At 69.6% G+C, this 16,022-nt stretch carries 15 protein-coding genes and 5 pseudogenes; 13 read left to right on the top strand and 7 right to left on the bottom strand.

The window, feature by feature from the left end:
- Positions 1-30: 30 nt before the first annotated feature.
- From AB0D04_RS26185 to AB0D04_RS26175, 3 genes are all read right to left on the bottom strand, one after another.
- Positions 31-1,569 carry an AMP-binding protein gene (locus tag AB0D04_RS26185; protein WP_362707815.1) on the bottom strand — a complete coding sequence of 513 codons (1,539 nt, stop codon included), beginning with the start codon at positions 1,567-1,569 and terminating at the stop codon, positions 31-33.
- A gap of 405 nt (positions 1,570-1,974) precedes the next feature.
- Positions 1,975-2,604, bottom strand: a complete 630-nt coding sequence (locus tag AB0D04_RS26180) for an HAD family phosphatase (protein ID WP_362707813.1) — start codon at positions 2,602-2,604, stop codon at positions 1,975-1,977.
- Between the two features lie 89 nt (positions 2,605-2,693).
- On the bottom strand, positions 2,694-3,893 hold the full coding sequence (locus tag AB0D04_RS26175) for an acetyl-CoA C-acyltransferase (RefSeq protein ID WP_362707810.1): 1,200 nt from the start codon (positions 3,891-3,893) through the stop codon (positions 2,694-2,696).
- Between the two features lie 344 nt (positions 3,894-4,237).
- On the opposite strand from AB0D04_RS26175, the gene AB0D04_RS26170 reads away from it, so the two are divergent.
- From AB0D04_RS26170 to AB0D04_RS26145, 6 genes and pseudogenes are all read left to right on the top strand, one after another.
- Positions 4,238-5,119, top strand: a complete 882-nt coding sequence (locus AB0D04_RS26170) for an alpha/beta hydrolase (RefSeq protein WP_362707808.1) — start codon at positions 4,238-4,240, stop codon at positions 5,117-5,119.
- 4 nt (positions 5,120-5,123) lie between these two features.
- Entirely contained in the window at positions 5,124-5,945 is an 822-nt protein-coding gene (locus tag AB0D04_RS26165) for a hypothetical protein (RefSeq protein WP_362707805.1), read from the top strand.
- Between the two features lie 30 nt (positions 5,946-5,975).
- Positions 5,976-6,218 (top strand): hypothetical protein, encoded by a 243-nt coding sequence (locus tag AB0D04_RS26160; protein ID WP_362707892.1) that lies wholly within the window; start codon positions 5,976-5,978, stop codon positions 6,216-6,218.
- A pseudogene (locus AB0D04_RS26155) lies at positions 6,204-7,079 on the top strand (acyl-CoA dehydrogenase family protein); the annotation flags it as partial. The gene AB0D04_RS26160 and the pseudogene AB0D04_RS26155, both read left to right, overlap by 15 nt.
- A complete protein-coding gene (locus tag AB0D04_RS26150) occupies positions 7,076-8,179 on the top strand; it encodes an enoyl-CoA hydratase/isomerase family protein (RefSeq protein ID WP_362707803.1) in 1,104 nt (367 codons plus the stop codon). The pseudogene AB0D04_RS26155 and the gene AB0D04_RS26150, both read left to right, overlap by 4 nt.
- Positions 8,180-8,187: 8 nt before the next feature.
- Positions 8,188-8,547, top strand: a pseudogene (locus tag AB0D04_RS26145) (NAD(P)-binding domain-containing protein); the annotation flags it as partial.
- A 122-nt stretch (positions 8,548-8,669) separates the two neighbouring features.
- On the opposite strand, the gene AB0D04_RS26140 reads toward AB0D04_RS26145, so the two are convergent.
- Positions 8,670-8,870, bottom strand: coding sequence for a hypothetical protein (locus tag AB0D04_RS26140; RefSeq protein WP_362707800.1), 201 nt, complete (start codon positions 8,868-8,870; stop codon positions 8,670-8,672).
- A 153-nt stretch (positions 8,871-9,023) separates the two neighbouring features.
- The gene (locus AB0D04_RS26135) at positions 9,024-9,752 is read right to left on the bottom strand and encodes an SDR family oxidoreductase (RefSeq protein WP_362707890.1); all 729 of its coding nucleotides are present in this window, start codon (positions 9,750-9,752) and stop codon (positions 9,024-9,026) included.
- A 320-nt stretch (positions 9,753-10,072) separates the two neighbouring features.
- Between AB0D04_RS26135 and AB0D04_RS26130 the strand changes: the two genes are divergently transcribed.
- The 7 genes and pseudogenes from AB0D04_RS26130 to AB0D04_RS26100 all read left to right on the top strand — a co-directional run bounded on the left by AB0D04_RS26130 (position 10,073) and on the right by AB0D04_RS26100 (position 15,223).
- Positions 10,073-11,278, top strand: coding sequence for an FAD-dependent oxidoreductase (locus tag AB0D04_RS26130; RefSeq protein ID WP_362707798.1), 1,206 nt, complete (start codon positions 10,073-10,075; stop codon positions 11,276-11,278).
- An 85-nt stretch (positions 11,279-11,363) separates the two neighbouring features.
- Positions 11,364-12,260 (top strand): RNA polymerase sigma-70 factor, encoded by an 897-nt coding sequence (locus AB0D04_RS26125; protein ID WP_362707796.1) that lies wholly within the window; start codon positions 11,364-11,366, stop codon positions 12,258-12,260.
- Positions 12,261-12,335: 75 nt separating this feature from the next.
- Positions 12,336-12,695, top strand: a complete 360-nt coding sequence (locus tag AB0D04_RS26120; protein WP_362707794.1) for a DoxX family protein — start codon at positions 12,336-12,338, stop codon at positions 12,693-12,695.
- A gap of 52 nt (positions 12,696-12,747) precedes the next feature.
- Complete coding sequence (locus tag AB0D04_RS26115; RefSeq protein WP_362707791.1) at positions 12,748-13,782, top strand: NADP-dependent oxidoreductase; 1,035 nt, start codon at positions 12,748-12,750, stop codon at positions 13,780-13,782.
- Positions 13,783-13,993: 211 nt separating this feature from the next.
- Entirely contained in the window at positions 13,994-14,341 is a 348-nt protein-coding gene (locus AB0D04_RS26110) for a type II toxin-antitoxin system PemK/MazF family toxin (RefSeq protein ID WP_362707788.1), read from the top strand.
- Positions 14,317-14,808: pseudogene (locus tag AB0D04_RS26105) on the top strand (helix-turn-helix domain-containing protein); the annotation flags it as partial. The gene AB0D04_RS26110 and the pseudogene AB0D04_RS26105, both read left to right, overlap by 25 nt.
- Before the next feature lie 64 nt (positions 14,809-14,872).
- Positions 14,873-15,223 carry a DUF6069 family protein gene (locus AB0D04_RS26100; RefSeq protein ID WP_362707785.1) on the top strand — a complete coding sequence of 117 codons (351 nt, stop codon included), beginning with the start codon at positions 14,873-14,875 and terminating at the stop codon, positions 15,221-15,223.
- On the opposite strand, the pseudogene AB0D04_RS26095 reads toward AB0D04_RS26100, so the two are convergent.
- Positions 15,213-15,350: pseudogene (locus AB0D04_RS26095) on the bottom strand (ionic transporter y4hA); the annotation flags it as partial. The gene AB0D04_RS26100 and the pseudogene AB0D04_RS26095 overlap by 11 nt on opposite strands.
- Positions 15,351-15,573: 223 nt before the next feature.
- Positions 15,574-15,879: pseudogene (locus tag AB0D04_RS26090) on the bottom strand (DUF6262 family protein); the annotation flags it as partial.
- Between the last annotated feature and the right edge of the window lie 143 nt (positions 15,880-16,022).

Here is a 16,022-nt window from a genome sequence, read left to right as displayed (position 1 = left end):
GGCGGACACATCTCGTGCGTCGACGGATGTTCAGGACCGGTGTTCAGTACCGGCGGCGGGTACGTCGCCGAGCGCGGGGTCGCGGGTCAGCTCCGTACGGTCGATGGAACGCTTGAGGATCTTCCCGCTGGGGCCCTTGGGCAGCGCGTCGACGAACCGGATGATGCGCGGGACCTTGTAGGCGGACAGTCGCTCTCGTGTCCAGCTCGACACCTCAGCGGCACCGAGCTCCGCACCGGGCCGGGCGGCGACGAGCGCGGCGACCTCCTCGCCGTAGTGGTCGTCGGGCACGCCGATCACGGCTGCCTCGATGATGTCCGGGTGCGCGTAGAGGACTTCCTCGACCTCACCGGGGTAGACGTTGTAGCCGCCGCGGATGATCAAGTCCTTGATCCGGTCGACGATGCGCAGGTCGCCGTCCGTGTCGGTTTCACCCAGGTCACCGGTCCGGAACCAGCCGTCGGGCGAGATCGCCGCGGCGGTGTCCGCGGGGCGGTGCCAGTAGCCGCGCATCACCGTGGGTCCCTTGATGTGAACCTCGCCGACGGTACCCGGCGGGCACTCGCCGCCGTCGATGTCACGCACCTGTATCTGCAGCCGCGGGACCGCCCGGCCGGTGTACCCGGTCTTGCCGCCGCGGTCGATGTCGTTGAAGGTGCCGAACGCGGTGGTCTCGGTGAGCCCATAGCCTTCGAGGATGGTGCAGCCGAAGCGGGCCTCGAAGGCGCGGGCGATCTCCCCGGGCAGCGACGCGCCGCCGGAGACGGCGACGCGGAGCCCGGCGAAGTCCGCCGGGTTCGCATCGCCCGCCGCGTGCAGCATCGCGTTCCACATGGTCGGTACGCCGGCCATGATGGTGAGCCGGTCGCGGCGCAGCATCTCCAGCATCGCCGCCGGGTCGAACCGGGCCAGCAACGACATCGATCCGCCCACGGTCAAGGTCGCCATCATGACCGACGCCTGGCCGAACACGTGGAACAGCGGCAGTCCGGTGCCGGTACGGTCGGCGCTCGATGCGCCGCTGCACTCGGCGCCGATCTCCCCGGCGGACAACAGGTTCCCGACGGTGAGTTGGGCCCCCTTCGGCCGCCCTGTGGTGCCCGAGGTGTACAGGATGGCTGCGGTCTCGTCGCGGTCCCGCTCGACGACGGGGGCAGGGGTTGCATCGGTGACCGTCGCGCCGGGGGACAGCGTCCAGGAGGGCACCTTGAGCGTCGCGGCCGCCTCCGTGACGGCGGGACCGAGGGCGTGCCATGCGATCGCCAACGAGCACCCGGCGTCGCCGAGGACGTACTCGACCTCGGCCCGGGTGGACATCGTGTTGACCGGCACCACGACACTGCCCGCAGCCTGGATCCCCATGTAGGCCACCACGAACTCGGGCACCGACGGCGCTGCGAGCAGCACCCGGTCCCCGGGGGACAGGCCCGCGGCAGCCAAGGCGCCCGCGTACCGTTCGCTCGCTTCGCGCAGCTGCCGGTAGGTCCACTGATCCGCGCCACCGCGCAGCGCGATGTTGTCGGGGGTGGCGGCCGCGTGGCGGCAGACCGGGTCGAAAACACTGGCCATGGGCGGTGCCTTCCGGGATGTGAGCGGGTGATGCGTGCGGGTCTCACCCTCGGCCCTCAGTAGAATTGAATCCGGCTTCGACTTCAAGTCTTTGGACGGCGAAAGTGGCCGGAGGTGCGTATCGCCCAGGCACCTCGCCGTGAACGACGGCGACGCCACCGTCGCGAACCGTGTACGGCAGCTCGTCCGGAAAGGATTCGGCCGGCGCGGAACGTGAAGAGGGTGCGGGCATCCGGCCGGCCTGGGCGGGCGGAGACGGCACGGGGAGACAGAAGGGCGCGGGCACCTCACAGGGCGGGCGCGAGCACTGCCGCCCGACCCGCGGGCAGTGTCGATCCGGGGCATGACCGGTCTCCCGCAGCCGACTGAGCGGCCGATCGGACGCTCCGCCGCTCGGCCGCTCGGTCAGGTGGTGATCCCGAAGCGTTCGGCGAGTTGGAGGCGGGTGTCGGCGGCACTGGTGTGCAGCACGCCCCCGATTCCGATCCGCGCCGCCCCGTCGAGGTTCTGCTGCAGATCGTCGATCATGACCGCCTCCTCCGGGGAGATACCGAGGCGTTCACAGGCGATCGCGTAAATCCGCCGGGACGGCTTGCGGATCCCCACCTCGGCGGAGATGACGACCGCGTCGGCCACAGTGGCGAGGTCGACGCCGTCGTAGGTTCCGGTTCCGAACGAATTGGAGACCAGCGCAACGGGATGGCCGGCAGCGCGAAGATCACCGAGCAGAGCGAGCATGTCCTGGTCGATCGACATTCCCGCTTGCATCCGGGCCGTGAGTCCCTCAGCCGGTACGTCGGCGCCGTGCGCACGGAGACGCTCGGCGAATCCTCGCTCGAAGGCTTCGGCGTCGATACGGCCGCGCTCATGGTCGGCCAGGAGGGTGCGTGACGGCTGGTCCCGGCTGAGAAGGTCCAGCGGCAGACGCGGGTCACCGCCGAGCGAGGCACCGAAGTCGCTGAATGCCCGCAACACACTGGACGTGATGACCCCGCCGAAGTCCACGAGGACCGCGGTTCGGGCCTTTTCCACCACGTTCGACACAGTATCCACACTCTCTCTCGCGGCCGGAATCCCACCGGCCCATGCGACGGCAGCCATGTTCCTCCGGCCCTCCTTGAGGACTAAGCGACCTCGAACAGTCCGGCTGCGCCCATTCCGCCGCCGACACACATCGAGATCACCACATACCGGACACCGCGGCGCTTGCCCTCGATCAGGGCGTGCCCCACCAGGCGGGCGCCGGTCATTCCGTACGGATGGCCGACCGAGATTCCGCCGCCATTGACGTTGAACCGCTCCGGGTCGATGTTCAGTTCGTCACGGCAGTACAGCGCCTGGGAAGCGAACGCCTCGTTGAGTTCCCACAGTCCGATGTCGTCGATGCCGAGGTCGTGCTGCTTCAGCAGTTTCGGGATGGCGAACACCGGACCGATCCCCATCTCGTCCGGTCCGCAACCGGCAACGGCCATACCCCGGTACACGCCCAGCGGCTCCAGTCCGCGGCGCTCGGCTTCCTTCGACTCCATCAGCACCGACGCCGAAGCACCGTCCGACAACTGCGAGGAGTTGCCCGCCGTCACGCTGGAACGCGCGGTCACCTGACCGTCCGGCAGAACCGGCGCCAACCCGGCCAGACCCTCGAAGGTGGTCGACGTGCGGTTGCCCTCGTCCCGGGTCAGGGTCACGGCCTCGTCCCGCACCTCCCCGGACTGCTTGTCCAGGACCTTCTTGACGCTGTCGAGCGCGACGATCTCCTGGTCGAACCGCCCGGCCTCCTGCGCCGCCGCGGTGCGCTGCTGTGACAGCAGCGCGAACTCGTCCTGGCGTTCCCGGCTCACGCCGTAGCGTTCGGCGACGATCTCCGCCGTCTGCAACATGGGCAGGTAGATACTCGGCTTGTGCTCGACCAGCCAGGGATCCGCCATGCGGTGGGTGTTCATGTGATCGTTCTGCACCAAGGAGATCGACTCGACCCCGCCGCCGACAGTGACCTGCATGCCGTCGCCGACGATCTGCTTGGCGGCCGTCGCGATCGCCATCAGGCCCGACGAGCACTGCCGGTCGATCGTCATCCCCGACACAGTGTCCGGAAGTCCGGCACGGAGAGTGGCCTGGCGCGCGACGTTGAAACCGGAGGACCCCTGCTGCGCGGCGCAGCCGAAGATCACGTCCTCGACCTCGCCGCCGTCGAGCCCCGCGCGCTGCACCGCGTGCGAGAGGGCATGGGCGGCGAGTTCCTGCGACTGGGTGTCGTTGAAGGCGCCGCGGTACGCCTTCCCGATCGGCGTCCGTGCCGTCGAAACGATGACTGCTTCCCTCATGTCACCTCACTGCTTTCTGTCGGTCCGGTTCATCTGGGAGCTTCCGGGCTGGAATCCCGGACTCCGTGAGCCGGGCTCGATGCCGGTAAGGCGGTGCCGAACGCCAACTGGGGCACTGCGGGCGGTCGTTGACCGTCCCTTCCGTTGCCCGATGACATGCGCCACGGCCACCGGGGGGACGGAAGCCGGCCTCCCGACCGGTTATAGTTGAATTCGGCGTCATGTTCAACTGATGCCTCAGAGGGCGGCGCGCGGGTGCCGTCGCGGGAAAGCACCCGCCCTCGACCTTGACAATCCATATCCACGACTGAAAGCATACCGACCAGTCGGTATGAAGGTGGATCATGACCGAGCTGAGCATCTCCACTGCCGCGGGCGTGTTCGACGCGATCGTGGCGGGCCCGCCGAAGGGCCGCCCGGTGCTGTTGCTGCACGGCTTCCCGCAGACGGGGCTGGTGTGGCAACGGCAGATCGCGGCGTTGGGCGCACACGGCTACCGGGTGGTGGCACCCGACCAGCGTGGGTACTCCCCCGGGGCCCGCTCCGAACGGCCCGAGGACTACCGCATCAGCGTCTTGGTCGACGATGTGGTCTCGATCACGGAGGAACTGGGCTGGGCGTCGTTCGACCTGGTCGGCCATGACTGGGGAGGTGCGGTGGCATGGTGGACCGCCGATGCCCACCCCGGCCGCGTACGTACCCTGACGGTTGTCTCGACCCCGCACCCCGGCGCTCTGGCCACCACCCTGCGCACCGACCAGGACCAGCGCGAACGATCGCACTACATGATCGACTGGCGCGAAACGCCCGCGACCGAAGAACGTATGCTCGCAGGCGATGCCGAGGAGCTTCGCGCCGCTTACGCCGGAAAGGTCCCGCAGGCCAGTGTCGAGGCCTATGTGCGGCACCTTTCCCGGCCGGGCGCTCTCACCGCGGCGCTGAACTGGTACCGGGCCAGCCGCCCTGACGGCGTGATCGGCGTCATCGACGTGCCCACGCTGTACGTCTGGAGCACGGCGGACAGCGCGTTCGGCCCGGCGGCCGCGCAGGAGACCGGGCAGTGGGTCAACGGGCCGTACCGGTTCGAAACCCTCCAGGACGTCAGTCACTGGATCCCCGAGGAGGCGCCCGAGACGCTGAGCCGCCTGCTGCTCGAACATCTCCGAGCGCACGGCGAGTACGGAACCACAGAGAACACCCCGCCCATGGACTCTCAGAAGAGGTGACCCCGTGAAGACAGCGCGAGCAGCCTGGCGCCGACTTGAGCCCGTACACGCCATGATCTATTTCGCCCCCGAGGGAAGGCGACGGTACGCGGCCCTCGGACTGAGCGGACGCGCCGGGTACTTCGCCTCCCGGAGCGCCGCCTTCGGTCGAGCATCCGCCGAGCTGGTCATCTCGACCTTCTACAACTTCAACCCTGATGCCGTACGGAAGGCGGTCGACGGAGCCTGGGACGCGGCGTCGCCGCAGCAGGTGCTGGACGCGCGGCACGCCGCCGCGGGCGAGGCCCTTCGACGGGCCGGGATCCACGAACTCCCCGCTTTGGACGAGGTCCTGACGCTGACCCGCAGGGCCTCCGAGGCGGCCCGCGAACACGCGCAGGGCCGCCCGCTGTTCGCCGCGCATGCCGCGCTGCCCTGGCCTGAGGAACCGGTACTGCAGCTGTGGCACGCCCAGACACTGCTCCGGGAGTTCCGTGGAGACGGCCATGTCGCGTGCTTGCTGAGCGAGGGCGTCGGGGGCTTGGAGTCCCTGATTCTGCACGCTGCCACCGGTGAGGTCCCCGTCGACTTCCTCAAGGGCAGCCGCGCCTGGCCCGAGGAGGAGTGGGCCGAAACCGAGGAGCACCTGCGCACACGAGGTCTCCTCGACAGCGACGCCCTCAGCCCGGAAGGCGTACGCCTGCGACAGCACATAGAGGACCGCACCGACCGCTTGGCGCTCCCCGCCTATGTCGCCCTGGGCGACACCGGCTGCGAACGTCTCGCCGAACTCGCCAGGCCCTTCGGCCGCGCCGTCGTCGACGCCGGCCTCCTCGAACTCGGCTGACCGAGCCCTCCACGCCCCTCCGCTTCACGCTTGATCCGCTCGAACTGGGCGAACTCGGTGGCCATGGCCTGCGAAAGGGCCATGGCCACCGACACCGGACGGACCATGACCATGACCACGACCATGACCACGAAGCCGTCGATGAGCCCGCGCCGCCGTCACGCAAAAGTCGCAGCCATTGATCTCCACGCCACCGATGCATGCCGTGAAGACCACTGCGTGGTCACGGCCGTTCGGCGCTGGAGATTTCCCGCACGCAGCGTGGTCGCCTGAATGATCGACCGTTACGGCGACGGTGCCCAGCGCGAGCGGTGGCTGGCCCGGCTGTGTTCCATGGAGGACCTGGGCAGCTGCTGTCTCACCGAACCAGGCGCCGGCTCCGACGCCGCCGCGCTGCGCACCCGCGTGGTCCGGGACGACGGCCACTACGTCCTCACCGGCGTCAAACAGTTCATCTCCGGCGCGGGCGCCTCCCAGGTGTACGTCGTCATGGCGCGCACCGGCGAGGACGGCCCCCGCGGCATCTCGGCGTTCCTCGTCGACCGCGACGATGTGGGTCTCTCCTTCGGGCCGAACGAGACGAAAATGGGCTGGAACGCGCAGCCGACGCGCCAGGTCGTCCTCAACGAGGTCCGCGTCCCGGCCGACCGGCTGCTCGGCCGCGAGGGCGACGGATTCCGTATCGCCATGAGCGGACTGAACGGCGGCCGTCTTTGCATCGCGGCCTGCTCGCTCGGCGGCGCTCGCACCGCCCTCAACCAGAGCCTGGCGTACCTCGCCGACCGCGAGGCGTTCGGCGAACCGCTGCTCGCCGCGCAGGCCCTCCAGTTCCGGCTGGCCGATATGGCCACCGCACTCGCCGCCGCCCGCGCCCTGGTGCAGCAGGCGGCCCAGGCCCTGGACCGCGGCGATCCGCAGGCGCCACAGCTGTGTGCCATGGCCAAGCGGTTCGCCACCGACACCGGCTATGCGGTCGCCGACCGTGCTCTCCAACTGCACGGCGGCTAAGGCTGCTTGAGCGAGTACGGTGTCGAGAAGATCGTCCGGGACCTGCGGGTCCACCAGATCCTGGAAGGAACGAACGAGATCATGCGCGTCATCGTGGCCCGCGGCCTCACGGAGGGACTCCGGTGAGCACCACCCCTGCGGTGGGCGCCACCGACGACTCCGTCCTGCTGCGGACCGAGGGCCGTGCGGCCCACATCGTCCTCAACCGTCCCCGGGCACTCAACGCGCTCACCCACGACATGGTGCGCCGCATCGACGAGGCACTCACCGCCTGGGAGAGCGACCCCGCCGTCGAGACCGTGGTGCTGACGGGGGCCGGGGAACGCGGCTTGTGTGCCGGCGGCGACATCCGCGCAATCTACGAGGACGCGAGGTCGGGCGGCGGCTCCTCGCCAGCGTTCTGGGCGGACGAGTACCGGCTCAACGCGCGCATCGCCCGCTACCCGAAACCGTACGTCGCCGTGATGGACGGCATCGTCATGGGCGGCGGCATCGGCGTCTCCGCCCATGGCAACGTGCGGCTTGTCACCGAACGCTCGCGCCTGGCCATGCCCGAGACGGGCATCGGTCTCGCCCCCGATGTCGGCGGGACCTATCTGCTGGGCCTCGCCCCGGGCGAACTGGGCACGCATCTGGCGCTCACCGGCGCGCAGATCGGGGCCGGTGACGCCCTGCTCTGCGGTCTCGCGGACCACTGCGTCCCGTCCCAGGACATCCAGAGTCTCGTCGACGCACTCGCGGACACCCCCGTACGGGAGGTCCTCGGCCGATACGCCCAGGAGGCACCGGCGAGCGAACTGGTGCTCTGGCGGCCCTGGATCGACGCCTGCTACGGAGCCGACACCGTCGAGGACATCGTCGAGCGGTTGCTCACGTACGGCGACCCGGCGGCCAAGGAGACAGCCGAATCCCTGCTGGCCAAGTCCCCGACCGCCGTCAAGGTCGCCCTCGCCGCCATCCGTCGGGCCCGTACGCTCGGACCACTGGAGCGGGTCCTGGAGCAGGAGTTCCGCGCCTCCTGCGCCGCCCTGTCCTCCCCCGACCTCGTCGAGGGCATCCGCGCCCAAGTGGTCGACAAGGACCGCAACCCGCAGTGGTCTCCGCAGACGTTTGCCGAGGTGACCCAGACGGACGTCGAGCGCTACTTCGCTCCCCCCGCCCAAGGCGATCTGCACCTCTCCGCATCCGACTCCGCATCCGACTCCGCCGAGGAGGTGCCCTGGTGAGCGGCGATATCCGCACCATCGGCTTCATCGGCCTGGGACACATGGGCGGCCCGATGGCCGCCAACCTCGTCAAAGCCGGCCACCGCGTCCCCGGCCACGACCTCGTTCCCGAACTCCTCACCACCGCCGTCGACGCCGGAGTGGAGGCGCCCGGCTCGGCCACCGCCGCGGCAGCGGCCGCCGACGTGGTGATCACCATGCTGCCCGCGGGACGCCATGTCGTCGGCCTGTACACGGACGAGGGCCTGCTCGCCGCGGCCCGTCCGGGCACGCTGTTCATCGACTGCTCGACCATCGACGTCGCCGACGCACGCGCCGCCCACACCGCCGCCGTCACCGCCGGGATGCGGGCCCTGGACGCGGCTGTTCTGTGGGGGTTCTGCGGGCCTCGGCCGTGAGGACGCCGTAGTTTTCGCAGTTCAGATGGCTCCTGCTAGCAAGGTAGAGAGTGCAACACCTGTGGTGCAAGCGATGCCACTCGGACGGGTCGTCAGGCCGAGGCGGCCCTGGCGAGAACGTCGCGGTTGAACGGCGGGATCGTGAGATCTCCAAGCTCGGCGGGCGAAACGAAGCGGAGCTCGGTGCCCTCGTTCAGGCGGAGGCAAGCCGGATCGCCGTCCCAGGAAGCGGTGAAGACTGTGAGCCGCTGACCTGAGCCGTGCTCGTCGGTGATCTCGAAGAGCTCGGCCAAGTCGGTAACGACGAGGCTGGCTTATTAGGCCAGTTCCCGGACGATGGCTGTGATGGTGACGTCGGGTATTGAAACTGTCCGAATGCCTCCGCTCCGGAGCCCCCGGTGTGCGGCCTGGGAGCGGACGTCAGCCTTGCTTGAGTATGCGAGAGCTCAGACCTGTTCGAAGTGGAATGCCTTGATGAAGCAGTCACGGGGCTGGGCGACTGCAAAGAAGATGCACTCCACAAGCGACTGCGCGGTGAGGTCATCCTTGGCCTCCCGTGGCGTGGACTTCCACTCCTCAGAGAGCGGGTCGGTGTTGTCGAAGTCGGGCGGGTAGAGCGATATCACTCGAATCCCCTGGGGCCGTAGGCGCTTGGAGAGGATCTCGGTGAACCCGGCCTGTGCGTTCTTGGCTGCATAGAAGGCGTCGTGTGCGTCCGAGCGGTGATGTCCAGCCGTTCCGCAGGCGGAGACCATCGTCACCACATCCGGCTTGTCCGAATTGAGCAGGAGAGGGAGGAAGTTCTTCACGGTCAGGACCGTGCCCGTGGCGCCGGATGCGATGGTGTCGACGACATCGGCGTCGGAGGCTGACTGGAGATCCGGCCCTTCGAGGTAGCGCGAGCCGTTGTTGATCAGGATGTCGACGCGGTCGGTGTGCTGGGTGACGCTGGACGCGAAGTCGCGGATTGAGACGGGATCCGTCAAGTTGCAGGCATAGGCGTGGACCCGCTGATGGCCTCGGTCTCGGATCTCGTCGCGGACACGCTCAGCGGCAGCGAGGCTGCGTGCGGACAGGAAGACCTCGGCACCGAGGTCTGCGAACTGGATCGCCAGAGTTCGCCCGAAGTCGCGCCCGGCAGCGGTGATGACGACGCGGTGGTTGTCGAATCTCACGATCTTGCCCCTTTCGTGGACCGGCTGTTGTTGCGGTGAAGTGCGGCGGCTGACATTAGCGGCGTAGTTGGCCCAGATGCCCGCAGAGAGACGTTGCCAGGCAACGGCGACGTCGGTGTGGATGCCCAGAGTGCGGGCGAGGATCGCGGCCGGGATCTCGGTCGCGAGCTGGAAGGGCGCGGCAACTGGACGGGGGTTCGCCGAGGTAGAGACGTACTTCGTGGGCGCCGACGGACCTTGGGTGATCTGGCTCACGTCCTGTCACAGCGACCGATGGCGCGGTGACTTAAGGCCGAACACCTTCAAACGGAGGAGGCATCATGACTGGGAACACGCATGTGGTCGTGATCGGTGGCGGATACGCGGGCGTGATGGCCGCGAACCGACTGACGCTGCGCGACGACGTGACCGTGACGCTGATCAACCCGCGTCCGGACTTGGTCCACCGGGTCCGGCTGCACCAGCTGGTGGGCGGGTCCGACGACGCGGTCGTCGCCTACCAGGACGTCCTGGCCGAGGGCGTCCGGGTGGTGGTCGACACCGTGACCCGGATCGACGTGGCCGAGCGCAGCGTGACACTGACGGCCGACGGCACGCTCGGCTACGACTACCTGATCTACGCCGTGGGCAGTGGCAGCGCCGAACTGAGCGTGCCAGGGGCGGCTGAGTTCGCCTACCCGATCGCCACCCTGGAGGAGGCACAGCGGCTGCGCCCGGCCCTCGACGCCGCGCCCGTGACGGCCCCCGTGACCGTGGTCGGCGCTGGTCCCGCCGGTATCGAGACCGCCGCCGAGCTGGCGGAGGTCGGCCGCCGGGTGACCCTGCTCTGCGGAGGTGTGCTCGGCCCGTACCTGCACACCCGGGGCCGGCGCTCGGTTGCGAAGCGGCTGGCCAAGCTCGGTGTGACGGTCATCGACGGCTCTGACGCGATGGTGACGGCGGTGGCCCGCGACGCCGTGCGGCTCGCAAACGGCCGTGAGCTGCCGAGCGCGGTGACCATCTGGACCGCCGGCTTCGGCGTGCCAGATCTGGCCGTCCGCAGCGGGCTGAGCACCGACGCGGTGGGGCGCCTGCTCACGGACGAGACGCTGACCAGCGTGGACGACGCGCGCATCCTCGCAGCCGGCGATTCGGCGGCACCGTCGGACCTGCCGTTGCGGATGAGCTGCCTCAACGCGGTGCCGCTGGGCGCGCGGGCCGCTGATACCGTGCTCAGCCGACTCGCGGGTGAGCAGCCGGACAACCTCCACCAGTCGATGTACGCCCAGTGCATCAGCCTGGGCCGAAGCGCGGCCATCTACCAGTTCGCCAACAGGTCCGACGTCGCGGTGTGGCTGCACATCGACGACAGCTTGGGCGCCAGGATCAAGGAAGTGGTCTGCAAGGGCATCCCCAAGCACCTGGCCGAAGAGGCGCACAAGCCCGGTTCATTCAGGCTGCACCGCATGCCGGGAGGTGTCGCCAAGCGCCAGCAGCTACTGCGCGCCAACCGCGCCGAGGCACCGGCCGCCGACCGGGCAGCCTGACCGGTGCCTGCTGCGAGGATCTAGCTGTGGACGCATGCGAACGCGGTCGGCCGCCAGGGCCGACCGCGAAGGACAGGGCCGAGACATGAGCGACCACACCACCGACCCGGCGACCGAGACGTTCATCGCCCACCGCAACCTGCTCTTCACCGTCGCCTACGAGATGCTCGGATCGGCCGCCGACGCCGAAGACGTCCTCCAGGAGACCTGGCTGCAATGGGTCAAGGCCGACCAGGGGCAGGTGCGCGCCCAGCGCGCCTTCCTGGTCCGGATCACCACCCGCCAGGCGCTCAACCGGCTGCGCACCGTGAAGCGCCGCAGGGAGGCGTACGTCGGCTCCTGGCTGCCCGAGCCGCTGCTCACCGCGCCGGACGTGGCCGAAGATGTCGAGCTGGCCGAGAGCGTGTCGATGGCGCTCATGCTCGTCCTGGAGACGCTGTCACCGACCGAACGTGCCGTCTTCGTACTGCGCGAGGTCTTCGACATCGGCTACGACGAGATCGCCGAGGCCGTCGGCAAGAGACCTGCGGCCGTCCGCCAGATCGCCCACCGTGCTCGCCAGCACGTCGACGCCCGCCGCCCCCGCCGGGTGGTCTCCTCGAACGAGGGCCGGGCGGTCCTGGAGTCGTTCCAGCGCGCCGTCGAAACCGGGGACCCGCAGGCCCTCCTTGAGGTGCTCGCCCCCGAGGTCGTTCTGATGAGCGACGGCGGCGGGATCAAACACGCCGCGCTGCGGCCGGTCACGGGCGCCGATCGGGTAGCCCGTAGGTTCGCGGGCGGCATCGGCAAGGTCGAAGGCACGCTCACCACCGAACCGACCGTAGTCAACGGCAACCCGGCACTCCTCGTCCGCCTGGACGGCGAGATCGACGGCGTCATGGCGATCCGTGTCGAGGACGCCCGCATCACCGGCCTCTACTACGTCCGCAACCCGGAGAAACTGTCCCACCTCACATCCGCGACCCCGCTCACCCTGCGCTGAACACCAACGGTCCCCGACGCGCGGACGTCGATCCTTCCAAGACCCAGGGAACCCTGATGAACCTCGCTGTGGATCGTGGCCGGACTGCTGGCAGTTGTCTTCCTGACCGGAAGCGCCACCAGGCTGTTCGCGCCCATGGAGAAGCTGGCCGTCCTCCCTGTTGGGGGATGGGTCGAGGACGTCAGCGCCGGGACCGTCAAGGCCATCGGAGCCGTCGAGGTCCTGACCGCGATGGGTCTGATCCTGCCTGCCGTACTCGAAATCGCGCCGGTTCTGGTGCCACTGGCCGCCACCGGCGGGGTGCTGCTGATGGTCGGCGCGATCATCACGCGCCTGCGCCGTCGCGAAGCGGCGATCGCGGCGGCCCTGGCCCACCTCGCCCTGGCCGCCTTCGTGGCGCGGGGCCGCTTCGGCCGCGAGTCCTTCACCAGCTGACCCGCCAGGGAGACAACCGATGAGCTATGCAAGCGAGCGAAAGGGAGAAATCATGAAGGCAGTGCGTTACCACTCCTACGGCGGCAGCGACGTCCTCGTCTACGAGGAGGCAGACCGGCCGGTGCCAGGTGTGGGCCAAGTAGTGGTGCAGGTGGCCGGCACCTCGTACAACGACGCGGACGCCGGCCTGCGCGCGGGATTGCGACAGGACCTGCTGCCACTGGCCTTCCCGCACATTCCGGGCCTCGACCTGGCGGGAGTCATCACCGAGGTCGGCGAGGGCGTGCCCAACTGGAGCGTGGGGGACGCGGTGGTCGCGCTTCTGCCGGCGGGCGCGCCCGGCGCGGCCGCCGAATACGTCGCCGCATCCGCCGAGGCGCTGGCCACCGCCCCCCGCACCGTCGAGCTGGCCGACGCCGCGGCCCTGCCCCTGGTCGGGCTGACGGCATGGCAGGCCCTGTTCGAACACGCCGACCTCAAGCCCGGGCAGCACATCCTGATCAACGGCGCAGGCAGCGCAGTGGGTGGGTACGCCGTCCAGCTTGCCGCGCAGGCCGGTGCCACCGTGACCGCGACCGCCGGTGCGCACAGCCGCGACCGTGTCCGCTCCTACGGCGCGGACCGGATCGTCGACTACGCCGTGACCCCCATCGTGCAGGTGCTGGCCGGGCAGCACTTCGACGTGGTGCTGCAGCTGGCTCCCGCCGCCCCCGAGGAGAACGCGCAACTGGTGGACCTGGTCGCCGACGGCGGCGCCTTCGTCAGCGTCACCACTCCCGGCCCCCAGGATGCCGGGCGCTCGGTGCGCACGGTGCACGTGTTCGCGCGCAGCGACGTCACCCAGCTCGCCGACCTGGTCGCCCGCGTCGACGCCGGAGATCTGGCAATCGAGGTGGCCCAGCGGCTGCCACTGGCCGACCTGGCCACGGTCCACGCCCGCGCCGCCGGCCGGTTCGCCCGGATCGCCGAGCTGGCCGCCCGGGCCGAGGGCGGAGACCTGGCCGAGCGGCTGCGTGCCGACCAGGCCGCGGTCCGCGCCCCGGCTGCCGCCGGAGAGCTGGCCGGCAAGACCGTCCTGACCCCCTGACCCGAGCGACGCCGGCACCGGCCCGGTGACCGTGACCTGGCGTTCCCGGCCGGCCTGCCGACCTGATCGTTCTCACCGTGATTTCCTGCACCTCAGCTATTCACACCCGTAGGCGGCCGAGCCGTACGGTGGCGCGTCCGACCAGTAGACACCGACGAGCCCACCGTCCCGGACAGGCCACGGACACCTCGTACCTGTGTCAGGAGGACAAATGCAACGCGGCGAAGTCTGGTGGGTGGAGTTCGACGAGCGGCGGCTGGTCGTGCTGCTGTCGGGAGACGACGCGTCCGGGATCCAGGTGATGCAGGTCGTCGCTCCGGCGGGCGTCGACATCACCGGTCTGGGCGTCGAAGTGGCAGTAGGCGCCATGGAAGGACTGCCCTTTGAAGGCGTGCTTCGGTTCGCGTTCCCGCGCCCAGGCTTTACCCCTTGCACGTGGCTGACCACCGTGTCCCGGGACGACCTGATCGAGCGGGCAGGCGCCCTGTCCTCCGCGAAACTCAGCGAGATCGAGGACGCCCTCCGTCTCGGTGGATCATCCAGAACGCGATCCCGCTGATCGCCGAGTACGGCGCCGCGGTGACGACCGCGAAGATCGCCCGCGCCGCGGGCATCGGCGAAGGCACGATCTTCCAGGTCTTCGCTGACAAGGATGAGCTGCTGGAGGCATGCATGGCCGAGGCCCTCTCCCCCGAACACGCGGTCCGCGAGCTCGACGCGACCGACGTATCTCAGCCGCTGCCCGACCACACATGGACAGGATGGGTGCTCGGCTCGCTGGGGCATCACGGCGGCAAGCACCCCGGCACGGTGCGCGGCGCAGGCCGCGACGAGTCGATGACCCGTATCCGCGCGGCCCTCGCGGAGCTGCTGGAGCCAGACAAGGCGGCCCTGCGCCGGCCGCCGGAGCAGATCACGGCCCTCTTCTTCGGGCTGCTCTTCACCCAGCCGCGTACGGAGGGCGAGCCTGACCTGACCCCGCAGGAGCTGGTGGAGGTCTTCCTGCGCGGGGCGCTCTCGGGGGCGCCAAGTGAGCGCGCGGAGAGGGCGCCTGGGAGTTACGGCCCTGGCCGCCCTGGCCCCCGTCCTGGTGTGGCTGGTCGCGGACCCACTGCTGGGGCACCGGCTGCGGATCGCCGACGGTGAGCAGAGGCTCGACATCGGCGCCGTGCCCGTAGCGGTCGTCGCACTGCTTGCGTCGCTCTCCGGCTGGGGACTGCTGGCCGCCCTGGAGCGGTTCGGGGCGCGGCGCGCCCGCGCCATCTGGACCGGGGTGGCCGGCGTCGTACTGGCCCTGTCCTTCCTGCCGTTCATCGGCGACGGCATGGACGGCGGCACCCGGGTCTCCCTTGCTCTGATGCACGTGGCGGTGGCGGCGGTGCTGATCCCGGGGCTGGGCGGCAGGTCCCCCGGGGCGGGAGCCGGTGCTGCTAGGGGATGACCGCCAGCACCAGGTACGCCGCGAACAGCACCAGATGGAGGCACGTCGCGCGGCTAGGGATGACCGTCAGAGCGCCCACCACGATCGAGATCAAGAGCGATACCTGGTGGGGCGGGCCGAGGCCCAGGGGCCGTGTCGCTGGCGTTAAGCCGGGCCATGTATTCGCGGTTGACCGAGCGGGCCGCTTCGAGGTCCTCCTCGCTCTCTTGGAGTCGGCGGCGGAGTTCGACGGCATCCTGTTCCAACTCGGTGATGCGGCGGGTCAGGGTCTCGACGTCCGGCGGTGCCGCAAGTCCGGCCTCGCGCCAGATCTCTTCGCCGAGTGCGGCGGATAGGCGGCCACGAAGCTGCTGGTTCTCCTTGGCCAGGCGGGTGTTGCGGTCCTGCGCGTTCGCGAGGTCGGCAAGCAACGAGGGCCGGCTGACGGTCTCGCCTGTGGTGGGCGGTGGTTCCGCGGCCTGGGTGTGGATCATGTTGAGCAGGTCGCGGTGCCGATAGAGGAAGGTCCGATCGACGCCGGCCCGGCGGGCGATGGCGGAAACGCTGATCTCTTCCCTGGCCTCGGTGGCAGCGTCCAGAGCCTTGAGGACCCTGTCCCGCCGGCGACTGGTGTCGGCCCGGCGGGCCTGGACGATCCCGGTGGTCTGCGCGGTCATGGTCGCTCCAGTCGGAGATCGGAGGCGGGCGGGCGAACCTGCGGCATGCCTAGGGACTGTTCTTGGTTGTGATCAAATCCGGGTTTTGGGCCCTGGAGGGGTGTCGGTCCGGTAGGACGTTGGTGTGACGCGTGCGCAACTCA

The organism is Streptomyces sp. NPDC048483, from assembly GCF_040651455.1.
In the GTDB taxonomy this organism is placed as follows: Bacteria; Actinomycetota; Actinomycetes; order Streptomycetales; family Streptomycetaceae; genus Streptomyces.
Note: the sequence above shows the minus strand (reverse complement) of the source record. Positions and strands in the feature narration are given on the sequence as shown.